The organism is Pseudomonas sp. PS02303 (genome assembly GCF_029959925.1).
GTDB lineage: Bacteria > Pseudomonadota > Gammaproteobacteria > Pseudomonadales > Pseudomonadaceae > Aquipseudomonas > Aquipseudomonas mandelii.
In genome coordinates this window covers 12,253-28,805 of sequence record NZ_JASCOM010000019.1, presented here as the reverse complement: position 1 = coordinate 28,805, position 16,553 = coordinate 12,253, and the positions used below count along the sequence as shown (strand labels likewise).

Sequence of the window (16,553 nt, the reverse complement as noted above, 5' to 3'; positions counted from 1 at the left end):
CTGATGCTCGGTGATTTGCCTTATCGCGCCAGTTGCTCCACCAGCTCAGGCGTCACGTAGTGCGGTCCGTCGAACAGGTACAGCGGATAACCGTCATAGGCCGCCAATTGCGGCTTGAGCTCGGCGGCGGTGGCGGAGCGAAAGCCGCCGCCGAAGTTGGGGCGAAAGGCTTCGACGATGATGCGCACCCGGTCTTTGCCCAGACGCTCGCGCAACGCGTCGGCGTAGGTCCTGGCGACCGGTGCGGTGCGGGCGTAGACACCGACGCCGTCCTGGAAGAACACGCCAATATCATTCGGCAGCCACTGCTTGAGCCATTCTGCCGTGGCGACAGGGCCGATGTTCGCACCGTCATACACGCTGATCCATAACGGTCGTGGCAGCTTGGCCAGCAGGGCGGGCAGTTCTTTGGCGCGGGTCCAGCTGGGGTCGACTTCGGCGGGGAAATACCAGCCGGTGACGTGCAAGGGCGTCGGCAATTTGGCGATGCGTGCCGAGACTGCCGCCAGTTGCTCGATGTTGTCCCGTGAGCGGTTTTCGCTGAAATAGCCGGCCAGTCCGAGGATGACGTCTTGCGCCCACGGGGCCTTGGCAATGCGTGCCCAATCGGGCAGAACCGGCACGCTGGGCAGGCCGGAACCGGCAACGAATGCCTGATCGTCGACGACAGTCCATTGCACCAGCAGCTCGCGGGCCCCCAGCTTTTCCCAGTGGCCATTGATGCCGACGGTCTTGTTGTCCGGCTGCCAGACGATGCCGACGATCCCTGGGGTCTGGGCCTTTTTGTCCGTCACGTAGAGCACGCCGGTCCCGGTGCCGAGAATGGCGGCAAACAACAGACCCGCAATGGTCGCGCGACTGGCGGTGTAACCAAGAATGTTCACGGAAGCGCCTTATTGATGCGCTGATGCCATTGGCTCAGCGAGGTGACGCCTTTGGCGTTCCAGTTAGCTGCGGCATCGGGGCCGAGGTGGAACTGGCCCTCGTTGAATTGCCAGACGATCACTTGCGGTTTGTGTTGGGCGAAATCCGCAGACTCCAGGTATTGCAGCAGCGTAGCCCATGGGCCGACATCGCCAGGATTCCAGGTCAGCGAGACGGGACGGTCCAGGGCATTGGAAAGCTTTTGCGTAAAGCCCAGGTAAGGTTGGACAAAGCTGTTGCCGATCACCTGAACCGGTGCCGGTGCGTCATCGATCAGCAAGTCGTTCTGGGCCTGATGGCGAACGGTGTAGATGTCGCGACCAATCGATTTACGTTTGATCGCCGGCAGGAAATTGCTCGCCAGATCGCCGAACGCGCGTCGGTCGAACCACTCGCCCAGCGCCGCGCCACCGCCGGGTTCGCCTTGCAGGCGGTAACGCTCGGTAATCAGTTGCGCCGTGGCGTCGGCGGTGTTTTCCGCGCTCCAGGCGGTCCAGTGGTAGTCGGCGCGATAAAACGCGGTCTGTTTGCCGTGTTCAGTGCGTTGCAGGACGGGCTTGATGTTCAGCGTGGTCAGGCCTGCCTGAGTCAGCTCGCTCTGTAAGTGGTCGTAGCGCTGCATCACGGCCGGGCTCAAGGGCTGATTGGCGGGCAGGCGCGAGGCATAAAACGGCGCTTTCATCGGCACTACCAATACGACCAGACTGATGTGTTCCCGCGCAAGGTTCTGCTGGAGTTGTTTCACCAGCGCAATGTTGCGAGTCATGCCGGGGTTATCGACCTTGCTCAGGCTTTCCCAGGCCGGGAACAGCCAGCCACCTTCGCCGGTAATGACCGCCGAGGCCGCTTCAACGCCGGTGCCCGACAGGCTCAACAAGACACCGGCGATCAGGGCGGAAGCCGGCCAGCGAGATTTCCATTGAAGGGTCATGGCGCGGTCTGGTCGACAAGGCCGATCAGGCGTGGAGCCTGCCGGGAGCCGACCAGGAACAGGCTGTAACGATCGCCGGCCTTGAAGGGCGCCAGCTTGAACGGCAGGCTGATGTTCTGCTCGCAATTGGCAACCAGCGTTGCTTGCACCGGGTTAATCGTGCGCTGGGCCTGACCGTTGAACGGCACTTGATTGAACACCGGGGCATGGTTAGCCAGTTTTACCCCGGCCTTTTCACAACCGCTGGCCAGGTTGTAGAGGTTGAGTTCGGCACGCAAGTCTTTGCCGCGCAGCGGCGGGTCGATGACCAGGCGGGGTGCCCGCGCCGGGTCACTGTCGAGAATCAGCGTGACCCACGCACTTTTCGGTGCACTCAGGCCCTTTATCTCGCGACCGTTGACGGTCACTTGCAGCGGCTGTCGCGAGTCCACGACCTGAAAAGGACTGGCCACCGTCGCCTGGGTCGAAAGGGCGAAACTCGCGCCCTGGCCCACCTGGACCTGCATGGCAGTGTCGGAGGGGTTGACCACCCGCACCCAGGCCGAACCCTCCGGCAGTTTTGGCGCGTACAACTGGGCAATTTCAGGGGCGGCGTTTGCCCCCATCGGGATCAGGCCAAGTCCCAACCACAAACAGAATCGAATCTTCATGCAAGTCCTCAATAGGAATAAGTCAGGCGACCGAAGACACCTTGAGCGTGATCATCGCCCAGCACCTTGACGCGGTACTGCAGGGAGAAGTCGAGATAGGAGCGGGGCGCGTTGTACGCATCTTCGCGGAACCAGTAGCGCACGTTGTTGCCGACACCGATGCCACCGGCCTTGCCGGACGATGAGTCCGATTTGCCATCGGAGTCGGTGCCACTGTTCATCTTCGAGTCGTAATCGAACGCGGCCACCACATGGGGGAACGTCACCCAGCGTGAGCCCGCGCCACCGATGGCATAGCTGCGGCCGACCTGCCATTCGCTGTTGAAATAGTCTCGCGAGTCGTTGACGTAATGTCCGGCTTCAGCGAACAACTGCGAAGTCCACCAGCTGGAGGCATCGACCCGCAGATCGGTCCCGACGCTTGCGCCATAGCCCAGGCGCAGCAGCCAGTCACCGTCGACGTCCGACGATCCCAAGGGGAATGTGCGCTCGACGGCGGCCATCACGTTCAGCGACGTAAAGGGTTTGACCCGTACACCCACCGCGCCTTGCAGCGCATCGAAACCGGTGTCCGAATCGCTGTTCTTGCTCCACAGCGTGTCGGTGACGCGTCCGTAGAGTTCGACAAAGCGTGCATTGCGATAGCCCAACGGGCGCCAGGACAATTCGGTGCTGTTCTGCAGGCTGTCATTGCTGCTATTGCCGCCGCTCGGCGCTGAGCTCAGGCCGCTGCTGGTGCTGTTGCCGCGGTAACTGGTGGTGTTGGTCAAACCCCAGGTGCGCGACACATCGGCCACGGCGCGACGGGTGTCGAACAGCTGCTGCGGGGACAGGTCCGGTTCACCGGCATTGTTTGCGTCGATGACGCGCTTGAAGTAGCTGACGGCTTGTTCGTCATCATTGACCCGCATCGCGTTATAGGCCGCGTCTTGAGTGGCTGTCGGCGTCAGTCGCGTCTCGGCATCGGCCTTGCGGAACGATGCGTGGGCACCGTCATCGTCGCCGGCCTGGACCGACAAGTAAGCGATCTGCAGGTCGCTCATCGATTCCAGTTCACCCGTGTCCCGCGCTTGTTGCAGCCGTTCGCGCGCGGTTCGGCGCTGGCCGATGGCGCTGTACAGACTGGCTTCTTCATAAGCAGGCAGGCTCCCCAGCGCCAAGGCCTGGGTAAAGTCTTCGCGAGCCCCGGCGTCGTCACCCGATTGCTGGCGCAGACGACCGCGTTGGGCCAGCAGTCGGGCGTCATCGCCGGTGAGCTTGAGGCCCTCGCTGGCTGCTGCGATGGCTTCGGGCACTCGTTTCTGATCACTCAAGGCGCTGACGAGCAACCGTCGGTACGCCGGATTCTTCGGCGCACGGGCAATGGCTTCGTTGGCCAGGACGACGGCCGAGGCGGGGTCCTTGCTGGCGAGTGCGGCGTAAGCCTGACCGGCCTTGTCGGTTCCGCCGTCGCGCTGGTTGCCCGGCCAGATATCGCAGACCAGGCCAAAAGCGGTTTCCTGACAGTTCAGGGCCGGGGCCGGAAACTGGGCGACAGCGTTCAACCCGTTGTTTTTTTGCCTGAGGGCCATTCGGGCGGCTGTGCGTCGACGGGCCACTTCGCCGCCTTCGTCATCGGCCAAAGGTTGCAGCTGATCAAGCGCCCGCTGAGGCTCGCCATGGGCCAGCGCAGCGTCGGCGGCGAAGAAGCGAATGTCGCGGGTTTCGGTTTCCAGCAGGCCATCGATGGCCAGGGCGTGATTCAGGTCAGCCTCGGCTGCCGCTGTTTTACCCTGACGATCAAGGGCGTAGCTGCGCAGGATCCACGGTGCGATTTCGCCATCGTCCTGAGCCAGTGCGCCAGACGCGGCCAGCTCGGCCCCTCGGTAATCCTTGGCTGCGAGCAGGGCGCTGATCAGCAGTTGCTGATTGGCGCCGGTTTCCGGTGCCCAGGCGACAGCCTTTCTGGCCTGATCCACGGCCAACGGCACCTGGCCTTGCTCCAGGGCGCGATAACTTTCGACGGCCAGCGGTGCGGCCAATTGCCGACGAATCGCTTCGCGGCGCATCAGTAACGTATCGTCGTCCGGGAACACGGCCAATGCCTGAGTGGTGGCCTGATCCGCTTCTTGAAGATGTTGTTGACGCTGCAACGACTCGATCAGCAGCAGTCGATAATCCATGCGTTTGGGCGCCTGGGCGATGGCTTTGCGTGACGCCTGTGCCGCCGCGCCGAAATCATCGCGATCATAGGCCTTGAAGGCCTGGGCGGCGGCGCTGAAGCCTGGAGCCTGACGTGACTGTGGGTAGCGCTTGGGATGATCACGCAGATCCTTGTCCCGTTGAGCCAGCACGATCAGCCTGTTCAAACGGGTGATGTCGGCGCGCTGACGCAACGCTTCGCGGGCCTTGGCGATGGCCAGGTCGTAGTCTTTGCGCTCGTAGGCGCTGTAGGCCTCGTTGGCAGTGACGTAGGCTGGACCGGTCAACGGTAATGGCAGTGTTTCGGCATGAGCCAGCGCAGGTATCAGGCTCAGCCCCGTGGCCATGAGGGTCAGCAAGGGGCGATTCATGCCGGAAGCTCCGCAGGGTAGTGGCTGTGCTGACGTGCCACGGCCTTTTCGATGGTGGCGCGGGGCAGCACGCCGCTGTCGACCAGATAGTCGCCGATGCGTCCGTGACGCTGCGGGCGGTACTGCAACATGGTGCGGTTGAACACGTCGCGATCCAGCAGGCCCATTTCGATCAACAGGTCACCCAACAGTGGCGCGCGGGCATCTGGTACCGACTGGCCTTCGCGCACATTCATCAGGCGCAACTGCGCAACGATTTCGCTTTCACGGGCAATCAGCTGCACTGGCTCGCTGCCCAGCACCTCACTGACTTGTTGCAGACCTTCGACAGGCAACGGACTGGCCACGGCCAGTTGGACTCGGCCGTCGGCATTCAAACCCACTGGCACCACACGCCAGCGCAGGGCGAATTCATCGTCCAGGGTGAGGGTCGACGCCTGCGCCTTGTGGGCCACATCGAACACCCGCGGCAGGTCATTCTGGAAGGCGATGGCTTCGGCCAGTGTCTCGTCGTCCAGCCAGCCATTGCTGAGCAAGATCCGCCCCAATGGCATGTGCCGGGTTTTCTGTTCGGCGAGGGCGCTTTGCAGGTCGGTTTCGTTGATCGCCTGCCAGGACAGCAACACGCTGCCCAGCTTGCGCGGTGCGGCGGCGACCAGGTCAGTGGACGGGAAGTCGTGCATGGTCTTGTCCCACACCAGTTTGCGGTTCATGACCTTGCCGACCAGGAACATGCGCCAGGCCCGTGACGCGGCCATGAAGTTGACGAAGTTGCCCACCACCATGCGCGGGATCGACAGCAAACCGTGCTGCCAGCCGTACAGCACGGTGGTGAAATAACAGCGATGCGCGATGCGCCAGGCCAGCGCAACACCGTTGGCCAGCAGCAAGTATTTGATGAAGCCGTTGGTTTCGAACAGCGTGGGGAAACTCACGTCCCACAGGCCGCTCTGGCGCAGGATGATCAGGCCCAACAGCTGCACCAGAATCACGTAGGCGATGATGCTGACAAACGCCGTCACCACGCCTTTGCGGTCACGGAACAACAGATATCGATTGGCCAGCGAACCGTTCCAGCCCATTTGCTCCCAGCCTTGCAGGCCGATACCCAGTGTCCAGCGGGCCTTCTGCCGGAACGCGGTGCGGAAGGTGTCGGGAAAGAACTCGCGCACGCACAACGGCATCTTCAGCGTCGATTCGTAAGGCTTGCGAAACCAGGATTTGCGCAGCACACGAAACTGCACCGGGAAGCGCACGAAGATCGCGTTCATGCCGACCTTGGCCAGGCGTGCGCCGACGTCGTAGTCCTCGGTGAGGCTGTCAGTGTTAAACGGCTGGTTCTGGGTTTCCCCGGCCAGCACACGCAGGGCGCGATGGGAAAAACAGGTGCCGACGCCGGCAGACGGCACCGTGTCGGTCATGCTTTCACGCACCACCAGGTCCTTGCCGTGCCATTCGGCGAACTCGTCCATGTAGGTGCCGGCCACCCATTCGTACCAGTTGCGTTCCAGCGAAACCACGGGCAACTGGATCATGTCCTTGCGCGGCAGCAAGTAGTTGAACAGACGCAATTCCATCGGGTGCAGCACGTCTTCGCTGTCGTGCAACACGACGCCGGCGAAGGTCATGCCGTGGGTTTTCTCATGCAGGAAGATCGCCTGGATCACCCAGTTCAGGCAGTCGGCCTTGCAGGTCGGCCCGGCATGCGGGACTTCCACGCGGTGCAACTGCTTGTAGCGCCGACGCATGCGCTCCACTTCGTCAATGGTGCGCTGATCGTTGATGTAGGTGCCGACGAAAACCACATAGTTCTGGTAATCGAGGGTCGACACCATGTTTTCGATCATCGGCGCGATGACGTCATATTCCAGCCAGGCCGGGACCATGATTGCCAGCGGCTGTTCGTCCCGGGCCATCAACTGCTCGGCGGTCAGCGGCCGGTATTTGCGGTCCGCGGTGAACTTGCGAAACAGGCGGCGCGACCAGTACCACAGGTCAATGAACAGGTCGTCCAGGCTGGAAATCAGGATCAGCACCGCGACCACGATGGTCGAGATCTCCAGAAAGCTGTAGTAGTGAGCCAGCCAATAGGGCCAATAAAGCGACGTCATCGAAGGGTTCCGTTACTGGCGATTGCGACGGGCATTACGGCCAGCCAGCAACAGGATGAGAACCAACAGGATGCCACCCGGAATCAGCCACAACAGCGAAGGCGTACGCCAGGCGTCGAGGCCCTTGGGTTCTTCGTTGTCGATCAATTGGCTGCCGCTTGGATCCTGAGTGTCGAAGGTGGTCAGTGCACCGTCGTTGCCGAGGATGGCCACATCGCCGCGGGTCAGCAGAATCTGTTTGGCGAAGCGTGGCGAGTCATTGCCCAATGCGCGATAGACCATACCGTGCTGGCCGCCGGCATCGACCACTTGCAACGAGGCAAGGTGATTGAGCGGATGCACGTCAAGCAACACTTGATCCTTGTGATTGATGCGCAGGCGCCCCTGCTCATCGACCTGCACGGACTCCTTGCTGTCTTTGATCGGCAGCTCGAAGGCGAGGAAGGCCTTGTCCAGCGTGACCGAGGCTTTCGGATCTGTGATGACCTTCAATTGCGCACGCAGCGGCGAGACCCCGGCGGCATCGGCGACTGAAATCACTTGCGGCAAGCTGCTCGCCGGATGATCGAGGTAGGCCTGAGGCACCAGGAGTTGGGTGTCCACGGCAAAGCGCGCGGCCATGCCGGAGAAGTCATCACCCAGTGCGGTTTTTTCCAGCACGATGTGGCTGGTCGGCAGCACGGAAACCGGGAAGGCTTGCGGCGTTTCCAGGCAGCGATCACTCACGGGCTGGCGCTGGAACGACACGCGTAGCACGTTGGTCGCGCCCACGGCGTAACGCGGGATGCGCGCTTCGATGCGTTGTTTTTCACCGTTGGCCACCAGCTGCTGCGCGCCAATCAGGTAGTCATTGAGAAACAGCGAGGCCACCGGCGCAGTGTCTGATGCGCCGGGCGCGGCAGACACGTCGACCACAGCCTTCACCGGCAAGCGACCGTCGTAAGCCACGCTGCCCAGAGGGAATGACGTGCTCCAGTCAGACTTGGCCAGCACGTCGATGGCACCGGGATTGCCGCCCAGGCGAGACAGGGCGACACGGCCGTCGGTGCTCAAGGGCAGCTGCGCTTCGCTGACGGTCAATTGGCGACTGCGTGCCAGTTTGTTCCAGGCGCTACTGAACAAGGCCAGCGCCTTGTCGGTGGCATGCGGCGCAATCATCAGAACAGGGCGCGTGCCCACCAGGGCCAGGCGCACATTGTCAGTGCCATCGGCGGCAAGGCCGGCATTGATATGCGTCTCACGCCATTGCATGAACGCGTTGGCTGCCGTGGCATCGAAGCCCTGGATCTGGCTCTGCAGCGCGTCGAGGGACGCATTAATCGCTGTGAGCAGTTGCGGGTCGTTGACCGCCAGATCCGCCTGGACGTTCGGCGTCTGGCCCAATACCAGCAACGCGCCGATCTCCGCCGGGTTTGCCAACGTGTGCGGACCTTTGCCGTTGAGGCTGGCGAACGCTGGAATACCTTGCAGTTCGGCCGGAATGCGCAGGCCGCTCAGGTCGACGCTGTCTTGTACGGCAGGGAAGGGCAGGATTTGACTGCGCTTGCCAATCCGCTCCAGTGCCACGCCCAGACGCCACGCCGAATCGTAGCTTTCAGCGGATAAGGTGCCGGGCGCGACCATGATCCCCGGTTTGCCAGGCAAGGCCGTCCACGCAGCGCCGACGTCGCGCAACTGGCTGGCGTCATAGCTGTAAGTCAGGCGGGTGTCGGGTTCGATACGTAGAACATTGCCGATGGCGCGTTCGTCTTCGCACAGCACACGGGACACGATCGACGACCAGGCGATGCCCAGGCGCAGCGAGCCGCTGTCCCGCGCTTTTTTGTCCACGCCCAGCGTGACGCTGGCGTCACCCTGGGTTTCGCTCAGCCCTTCGGCACGCACCGGATAACCGTCCAGCGACAGCAGCAGCGTGTTGCGGCCGCCTTCGCCATTGAGGTAACTGGCGTCGAAATTCAACGTCGCATCCGTCAGCGGAACACCTGCCGGCACCGGCAGATACAGTTCGCGGCGGGCATCGGTGGAGCCGAGGATGATCGGTGCATCGATCCCCAGATCGCTCAAGCGCACCTCACGCTCTTGTCGGGTGTCGGCGTTGAGCCGGTTGATCGCCTGGGTGAGCGGACTGTCCGCGGCCAAGGCAAAGGTCGGCATGAGCGCGAGCAGGCTCACACCACAGGCAAGGGCGCTGAGGGCACCCGTATGGATGGCAACGGAAGACTTCATTCAGGTAGATCTCGAGCTGATAAGGGGAGAAACGGTTTGGTTTATCGAGAGGTAAAAGCGGGGTAATGCTTCTCGGGCGCAGGCTGTGCAGACGGGTATTGCAGGAACTTGGGCAAGGACTGGCCGGCCACGATGAAATCGTCCACCGGACGGCCCATCAGGGCATCGACGATGCGCGCACTGGCCTTGCCGTCGCCGTAAGGGTTGGCCGCCTGGGAGCAGCGGCGCCACAACAGGTCGTCATCGAACAGCGCGTTAACGCCAGCGATGATCGAGCCCGGCGAGGTACCGACCAGGCGCACAGTGCCCGCCGCCACAGCTTCCGGGCGTTCGGTCACATCGCGCATGACCAGCACCGGTTTGCCCAGGGACGGCGCTTCTTCCTGCACGCCACCGGAATCGGTGAGGATCACATGGGCCCGTTGCATCAGGCGCACGAAGGCCAGGTAGTCCAGCGGCTGGATCAGGTGCACGTTGGGCAGATCGCCCAGATGCTCGGTGACCGGGCCCATGACATTGGGGTTCAAGTGCACCGGGTAAACGATCTGGATATCCGAACGCCGAGCCAGATGACTCAGGGCCTTGCAGATATCCAGGAAGCCTTCACCGAAATTTTCCCGACGATGCCCGGTCACCAACAGGACCTTGCGGCCGGTCTGCAGGAACGAAAACTGCCGGTCCAGGCTTGCGCGCAGGTCGGCATCCCGCTCAATGCGCCGTGCAGTCATCTGCAGCGCGTCGATCACCGTATTGCCGGTGACGAAGGTGCGACCCTGTAGGCGTTCGTCGAGCAGGTTCTGGCGCGACTCGTGGGTGGGCGCAAATAGCATGTCCGCCCCCAGGTCGATGCAGCGACGGTTCATTTCTTCCGGCCATGGGCTGTAGATATCACCGGTTCGCAGCCCGGCTTCCACATGGCCGACCGGGATCCGTCGATGGAACGCCGCCATCGCAGCCACCATGGCCGAGGTCGTGTCGCCGTGCACCAGCACCCGGTCCGGGCAGGTCATTTCCAGCACCGGGTCGATCGCCCCGTAAAGCGCCGCCGTCAGGGAGTTGAGCGTTTGCTGCGGGGTCATGACATCGAGGGTGTAATCGGCCTTGAGGTCGAACAGGTCAAGCACCTGTTTGAGCATGCTTTGGTGTTGGCCGGTGATGCATATCTGCGAATCAATGCCGGGTTCCGCAGCGAGGGCTTTGACTAACGGCGCCATCTTGATGGCTTCTGGACGGGTACCGAAGATCGAAAGGATTTTAATCCTTGAATGATGACGAGCGATGATGCCTTCCTCGCGCAGTTTTAGTGCGCAGCACAATGCAGGCCCAAGTTTTATTGAACTTGAGCAAGCCGGTGTTATTTGAATTTGATTAATACCGGGGATCAGCGTTGATGCTGATATTCACTTCGTGTGAGGGGGAAAGCGCCTGTAAGCCCGGAAGCGGCGGAATTATTAGCATTGAAGAGAGATGTTTTAAAGCGTTACATGGGATTTATTATTTATTAAATGAGTTTGAAACTTTTATAACTGATCCCTGTCTTTTTTTGGTTTTGTGTTTTTCTTGAGGGGTTTTGTTTTAGTTGGTAATAGAATATTAAGTTATTGTTTTTAAAGGGTTTAAATATTTAAAGTCCATTCGTCGGTGTGTTTGAATTTTTGAATGATTATTGCAGTCTCGGTCGGCGGCATTAGCGAGTGTTTTTTGTGAAATACAAGTCACTTAAATGGCGCCTGAATAATGTCATGGCGCACTGGAAGTTCTTTTGAACTAATTAAGTTTCTTGTAAGCGACTATCTCTCAATAGCACTAGGTTGAGTGTTCTGTTGTTCAATATGAACTTCATCAACGGACTTGGCTGAGGATACTGGCCATTAGCCGAGTCCCCTTTCATATTGCACGTGCGGGAGACGTCTGGCTCGTTGCGTCCAGGTTACTTAACAGCCACTCGACGAAGCTTCGCGCCAGCGGATTGTTCTCGCTGTCACGATGGGTCAGCAAGGCCCAGTTCGGGCCGCGAATGGTGTCTTCCACCAAGGGCTGCAACAGTCCGCTGTCACGTGCCGGCCGACTCAGCAACTGACTGACCAGGGCGATGCCGAGCCCCGCGCAGGCGGCGTCCAGCAGCAGGCCGGGGTCGGAGAAATTCAGCCCCTGATCCTTCTGCCCGACATCAATCCCGGCCTCCACCGCCCAATGACTCCAGTCCATCTCCCGCTCTCCGTGAAGGGTGGTGCGCTGCTCGACGGGCACCGTCAACACGTCTGGATGACACGCCGGGTACAGGCGGTCGGCGTGCAACACCTTGAAGCTGCACTCGGCCTGGGAGCTGATGTCGTCACGCACCGCGAGGTCGATGGTCTGGGTGGTCATGTCCGGGACTTCATCGGTGCTGAAAATCCACAGGTCGACCTCCGGGTGCTGACAACGAAAATCCCCCAGACGCGGCAGCAACCAATGACGGGCGAATGTCGGCGTGGTGTTGAGCACCAGTTGGTTGGGTTTCTGGTATTGCCCGAGGCGACGAATGCCGACCGCCAGTTGCTGCAATAACGCCTGGGTGGTGCTGAGCAGATCGTGGCCGGCATCGGTCAGGCTGACGCTGCGTCCACTGCGAAAAAACAACGGCTGCTCAAGGTACGCCTCAAGCGTGCGGATCTGCTGGCTGATGGCCGACTGGGTCAGGTGCAACTCGTCGGCCGCCTTGTGAAAACTGCCCAGGCGGGCGGCGGCTTCAAAGCCGCGAAGGGTGTTGAGCGGGGGCCAGTGCTTGAGCATATCGATAAGTTCCTCTAATCACTTTTCTACAAAATCCATCGTTTGTTGGCCTTGTTTTACGGCCGTAGCATGCATGCCAGGACCGCGAAGGCAGTTTTCATTGAACACAATGACTTAACTCAAGGGTGCTTGTCATGCAGCAGAACGAACTTCAGAACAGTGGCTGGTGGATGCCGGCAGAGTGGGTGAAGCACGCCGCGACCTGGATGGTCTGGCCACACAACCAGGCGCTTTGGGAGTCGGGCTGGGGCGTCACATTGCCGTTGGTGCAAGAGGATTTTGCCCGGGTGGCGAACGCCATCGCCCGGTTCGAACCGGTGAAAATGGTGGTCGACCCTTCGGCTATCGCAAGTGCCAAAGCGCTGTGTGGACCCAACATCGAACTGATCCCGTTGGCGGTCAACGACAGTTGGTGCCGCGACTCCGGCCCGAGCTTCGTCTGCCATCCGCAACACGGTCTGGGCGGGGTGAGCTGGCGCTTCAATGCCTGGGGCGGCAAGTCGCTGCATAACCTCGACGAAAGCCTGGCGCGCCGCGCACTCAATCGCCTCGGCGTGCCGTGCTTTGGCACCCCGCTGAGCAACGAAGGCGGTGCGATTCATGTCGACGGCGAGGGCACGCTGATCACCACCGAATCGGTGTTGCTCAACCCCAATCGCAACCCGGGCATGACCAAGGCCGAGATCGAGGAAATCTTCACCCGTCTGCTGGGGGTGAAGAAAACCATCTGGCTGCCGGGTGACCCGGACTACGTGACGGGCGACATGACTGACGGCCACGTCGATGGCGTCTGCGCCTTCGCCCGCCCAGGCGTGTTGCTGGTGGATGCCACCCACGACAAAGATTCGGTGTACGCCGAGGTTGCACGGGAAAACCGTCGCGCACTGGAGCTGGCCACCGATGCCCACGGGCGCACGTTCGAGCTGATCGAACTCTATGAAGCCACCGATGCCGTGGACACCGAAGCCGAAGTGTTCTGTGCCTCGTACACCAACTTCTACATCGCCAACCACGCGATCATCATGCCGGCCTATGGCATCGACGCCGACCACGCGGCGGCCGAAGTATTGGCCCGGGCGTTCCCGGGGCGCGAGGTGGTGCCGGTGCGGATCAATCACTTGGCCCATGGCGGCGGCGGGGTGCATTGCATCACCCAGCAGCAGCCCGCCTGGCCAGTGCAGGGGTGAAACCATGACGCTACTGACGATTGCTACCACCCAGATGCCGTGCACTTGGGACTTGCCGAACAATCTCGATCAGGCCGAGCGACTGATCCGTGAGGCGGCCGCGAAGGGCGCCCAGGTCATCCTGTTACAGGAGCTGTTCGCTACGCCGTATTTCTGCATTGAACAAAGCCATAAACATTTGGCGTTGGCCGAAGAGTATCGATACAGCGGCGTACTCAAACGCTTTGCTGCGCTGGCCAAGGAGTTGGGGGTGGTGTTGCCGCTGAGCTGGTTCGAGAAGGCTGGCAATGCCTACTTCAATTCCCTGAGCGTGGCCGACGCCGACGGGCGCTTGCTGGGGGTGTATCGCAAGACCCACATCCCCAACGCCATCGGTTACCAGGAGAAGGAATACTTCAGCCCCGGCGACACCGGTTTCCGTGTCTGGGACACGGCGTTCGGGCGCCTCGGCGTCGGGATCTGCTGGGATCAGTGGTTCCCCGAGACCGCCCGCTGCCTGGCGTTGATGGGCGCCGAAGTCTTGCTGTTTCCCACCGCCATCGGCTCTGAGCCGGGGTGTGCAGCGCTGGATTCCCGTGACCACTGGCAGATGACCATGCGTGGCCATGCCGCTGCAAACATCCTGCCGGTGGTGGCGGCCAATCGCGTCGGTCGCGAGGTGGCGACCACCGATGCGGCCTTGCAAATGAGCTTCTACGGCTCGTCGTTTATCTGCAACCACAAGGGCAAGTTGCTCGCCGAGGCTGATCGCGACAGCAGCGGCGTGCTGGTCCACAGCCTGGACTTGCACGCCATGCGCGAAGAACGCCTGAGCTGGGGCATCTACCGCGACCGTCGCCCGGACATGTACGGGGCGTTGCTGAGTCAGGACGGTCGTCACCTTCATGCACGCTGGAACACTCAAGGAGTTTGATATGCGCATTCCCCGCAAGCTGTTGCTCGGCGCCTTGGGATGGGCAATCGCCTCATCGTCGCTGCACGCCGAAGAGAAGACCCTGCGGCTCTACAACTGGGCCGATTACTTCGCCGAAGACACCCTCGCCAGATTCACTGCCGAAACCGGGATCAAGGTGATCTACGACGTCATGGACGGCAGCGAAACCCTTGAGGCCAAGATGCTCGCCGGCGGCAGTGGTTATGACCTGATCTTCCCCGGCGACACCGTCGCCGAACGCTTGATGCGCGCCGGCAGCCTGCTGCCGCTGGATCGCTCAAAACTCACCGCTGTGGACGACATCGAACCCGGTTTGCAGAAGCTGCGCAGGCAGTACGAAACGTCGAGCCAGGCCACCGTTCCCTACACCTGGGGCACCATCGGCCTGACCTACAATGACGAACAGGTTAAACAGCGTTCGCCCGACGCCCCGGTCAACAGCCTGGACATGCTGTTCAAACCGGAACTGGCGGCGAAATTTGCCGATTGCGGCATCTCGATAATCGACTCGCCGGACGAAGTGCTGGCGGTGGTGCTCAACTACCTCGGGCGTGAACCGCGAAGCGCCAAGCCTGAAGACCTGGCCGCAGCGAGTGAGTTGCTGATGAAGCTGCGACCGCACATTCGCAAATTCCAGTCGCAACCCGTGACCGATCTGGTCAACGGCAACCTTTGCCTGTCCCTCGGTTACAGCGGTGACATGACCCAGGCACAACGCACCTCGGACAGCGCCGGCAAGCACACTCGTTTCGAGTACCGCATTCCCCGCGAAGGCACGACCGTGTGGATGGACACCATGGCCATTCCGGTCGACGCCAGACACCCGGAGTACGCCTACGCGTTCATCAACTTCGTCATGCGCCCGCAGAACATGGCGGCCATCAGCAATTTCACCGGCTACCCGACATCCAACGCCAAGGCCCGCCCGGACGTCGATGCGACGATGCGCAACAACCCGGATATTTACCTCGATGAGGCCACCTATGCGCGGCTGATTCCGGGCAAGGACATTCCCCAATCCGACATGCGGGCGCGGATGCGCACATGGACCAAATTCAAGACGGCGACAGCGAAATGAGTGCTTCAGACAAGGATCAACACCGGCCGACACGGCGGGATTTCATCAAGCAGGTGTCGGTGATTGCCGGTCTCGGCGCCGCAGCTTCCCTCGGCTTCAGCTTTGCGCCCGTGCACGCGGCGACACAAGGTCGTTGGCGCATGCCGGACGAGGGCGACCGACATGAACGGGCCTTCATCGCGTTCGGCGCACAGAGCGCCATCTGGGAGGATTTCACGCCCGAAGTGCAAGCGACCATGGGCCTGATCGCCCGCACTATCGCCCGCTATGAGCCGGTCACCGTGTTCTGCCGCCAGCGCGAGCGGCGTCTGGCCGAACGACAGTGCGGCACGGCCAATATCACCTACGTCACCACTGAGCTTGACGACATCTGGATGCGCGATATCAGCGCCAATTTTGTCATCGACGGCGAAGGCGGACTCGGCGCCGTTGATTTCAACTTCAACGGCTGGGGCAACAAACAGCAGCATGACGAGGATGCGCAAGTGGCCGCTTTGGTGGCCGAGACTACGCAGGCACGTTATCTGCGCAGCGAACTGGTGGGCGAGGGCGGCGGTATCGAAGTGGATGGCCACGGCACAGGGATCATGACCGAAAGCAGCTGGATCAACCGCAACCGCAACCCCGACTGGACCAAAGCCGAGGTCGAGCAGGAACTGAAAGACCGTTTGGGGTTGCGCAAAATAATCTGGTTGCCGGGCATCAAGGGCAAGGACATCACTGACGCCCATGTCGATTTCTATGCGCGGTTCGTCAAGCCGGGCGTGGTGGTCGCCAACCTCGACAACGACCCCGATTCATACGACCGGAACGTGACATTGGCGCACCTGGATATCCTCAAAAACGCCACCGATGCGGATGGCCGCAAGCTGCAGGTGCATACCTTGTCGCCACCGCTCAATCCGCGCAAAAGTCAGTTCACCCGCAACAACCCGGACTTTGCTGCCGGATACATCAACTACTTTCTGGTGAATGGCGCGGTCATTGCGCCCGAGTTTGGTGACAAAGCGGCGGATACGAAGGCCTTTGAACTGTTGTCGCAGCTGTACCCGGACCGGGAGGTGGTACAGCTCAATATCGACGCCGTCGCGGCGGGTGGCGGAGGGATTCACTGTGTGACCAGTCATCAGCCGGCGGTTTGAGCGCAATGGAAGCGAGTCCAGGTTGAACCGACTGGCTCGCATC

Annotated in this window: 12 protein-coding genes; 4 read left to right on the top strand and 8 right to left on the bottom strand. The window is 61.3% G+C overall.

From position 1 onward, the window contains the following. Positions 1-20: 20 nt before the first annotated feature. The 8 genes from QMX98_RS07760 to QMX98_RS07725 all read right to left on the bottom strand — a co-directional run bounded on the left by QMX98_RS07760 (position 21) and on the right by QMX98_RS07725 (position 12,169). Positions 21-824, bottom strand: coding sequence for a hypothetical protein (locus QMX98_RS07760; protein ID WP_224795475.1), 804 nt, complete (start codon positions 822-824; stop codon positions 21-23). A 56-nt stretch (positions 825-880) separates the two neighbouring features. Then, positions 881-1,855, bottom strand: coding sequence for a twin-arginine translocation pathway signal (locus QMX98_RS07755; RefSeq protein ID WP_282410510.1), 975 nt, complete (start codon positions 1,853-1,855; stop codon positions 881-883). Next, complete coding sequence (locus QMX98_RS07750) at positions 1,852-2,505, bottom strand: alginate O-acetyltransferase AlgF (RefSeq protein WP_083377096.1); 654 nt, start codon at positions 2,503-2,505, stop codon at positions 1,852-1,854. The genes QMX98_RS07755 and QMX98_RS07750 overlap by 4 nt, the downstream gene beginning before the upstream one ends. 8 nt (positions 2,506-2,513) lie before the next feature. Then, entirely contained in the window at positions 2,514-5,057 is a 2,544-nt protein-coding gene (locus QMX98_RS07745; protein WP_282410509.1) for a bacteriophage N4 adsorption protein A, read from the bottom strand. Next, positions 5,054-7,168, bottom strand: coding sequence for a glycosyl transferase family protein (locus QMX98_RS07740; RefSeq protein WP_282410508.1), 2,115 nt, complete (start codon positions 7,166-7,168; stop codon positions 5,054-5,056). The genes QMX98_RS07745 and QMX98_RS07740 overlap by 4 nt, the downstream gene beginning before the upstream one ends. Positions 7,169-7,180: 12 nt before the next feature. Then, positions 7,181-9,394, bottom strand: coding sequence for a hypothetical protein (locus tag QMX98_RS07735; protein ID WP_282410507.1), 2,214 nt, complete (start codon positions 9,392-9,394; stop codon positions 7,181-7,183). Positions 9,395-9,435: 41 nt separating this feature from the next. Further along, complete coding sequence (gene wecB, locus QMX98_RS07730; protein ID WP_282410527.1) at positions 9,436-10,674, bottom strand: UDP-N-acetylglucosamine 2-epimerase (non-hydrolyzing); 1,239 nt, start codon at positions 10,672-10,674, stop codon at positions 9,436-9,438. A 607-nt stretch (positions 10,675-11,281) separates the two neighbouring features. Further along, positions 11,282-12,169, bottom strand: coding sequence for a LysR substrate-binding domain-containing protein (locus tag QMX98_RS07725; RefSeq protein WP_282410506.1), 888 nt, complete (start codon positions 12,167-12,169; stop codon positions 11,282-11,284). A 134-nt stretch (positions 12,170-12,303) separates the two neighbouring features. Between QMX98_RS07725 and QMX98_RS07720 the strand changes: the two genes are divergently transcribed. From QMX98_RS07720 to QMX98_RS07705, 4 genes are read left to right on the top strand one after another with little or no spacing between them, the layout of a single operon-like run. Next, a complete protein-coding gene (locus QMX98_RS07720; RefSeq protein WP_282410505.1) occupies positions 12,304-13,356 on the top strand; it encodes an agmatine deiminase family protein in 1,053 nt (350 codons plus the stop codon). A 4-nt stretch (positions 13,357-13,360) separates the two neighbouring features. Next, the gene (gene aguB / locus QMX98_RS07715; RefSeq protein WP_077750105.1) at positions 13,361-14,269 is read left to right on the top strand and encodes an N-carbamoylputrescine amidase; all 909 of its coding nucleotides are present in this window, start codon (positions 13,361-13,363) and stop codon (positions 14,267-14,269) included. A 1-nt stretch (position 14,270) separates the two neighbouring features. After that, positions 14,271-15,368 (top strand): extracellular solute-binding protein, encoded by a 1,098-nt coding sequence (locus QMX98_RS07710; protein ID WP_282410504.1) that lies wholly within the window; start codon positions 14,271-14,273, stop codon positions 15,366-15,368. After that, complete coding sequence (locus QMX98_RS07705) at positions 15,365-16,510, top strand: agmatine deiminase family protein (protein ID WP_282410526.1); 1,146 nt, start codon at positions 15,365-15,367, stop codon at positions 16,508-16,510. Before QMX98_RS07710 ends, QMX98_RS07705 begins: the two co-directional genes overlap by 4 nt. Positions 16,511-16,553: the final 43 nt, after the last annotated feature.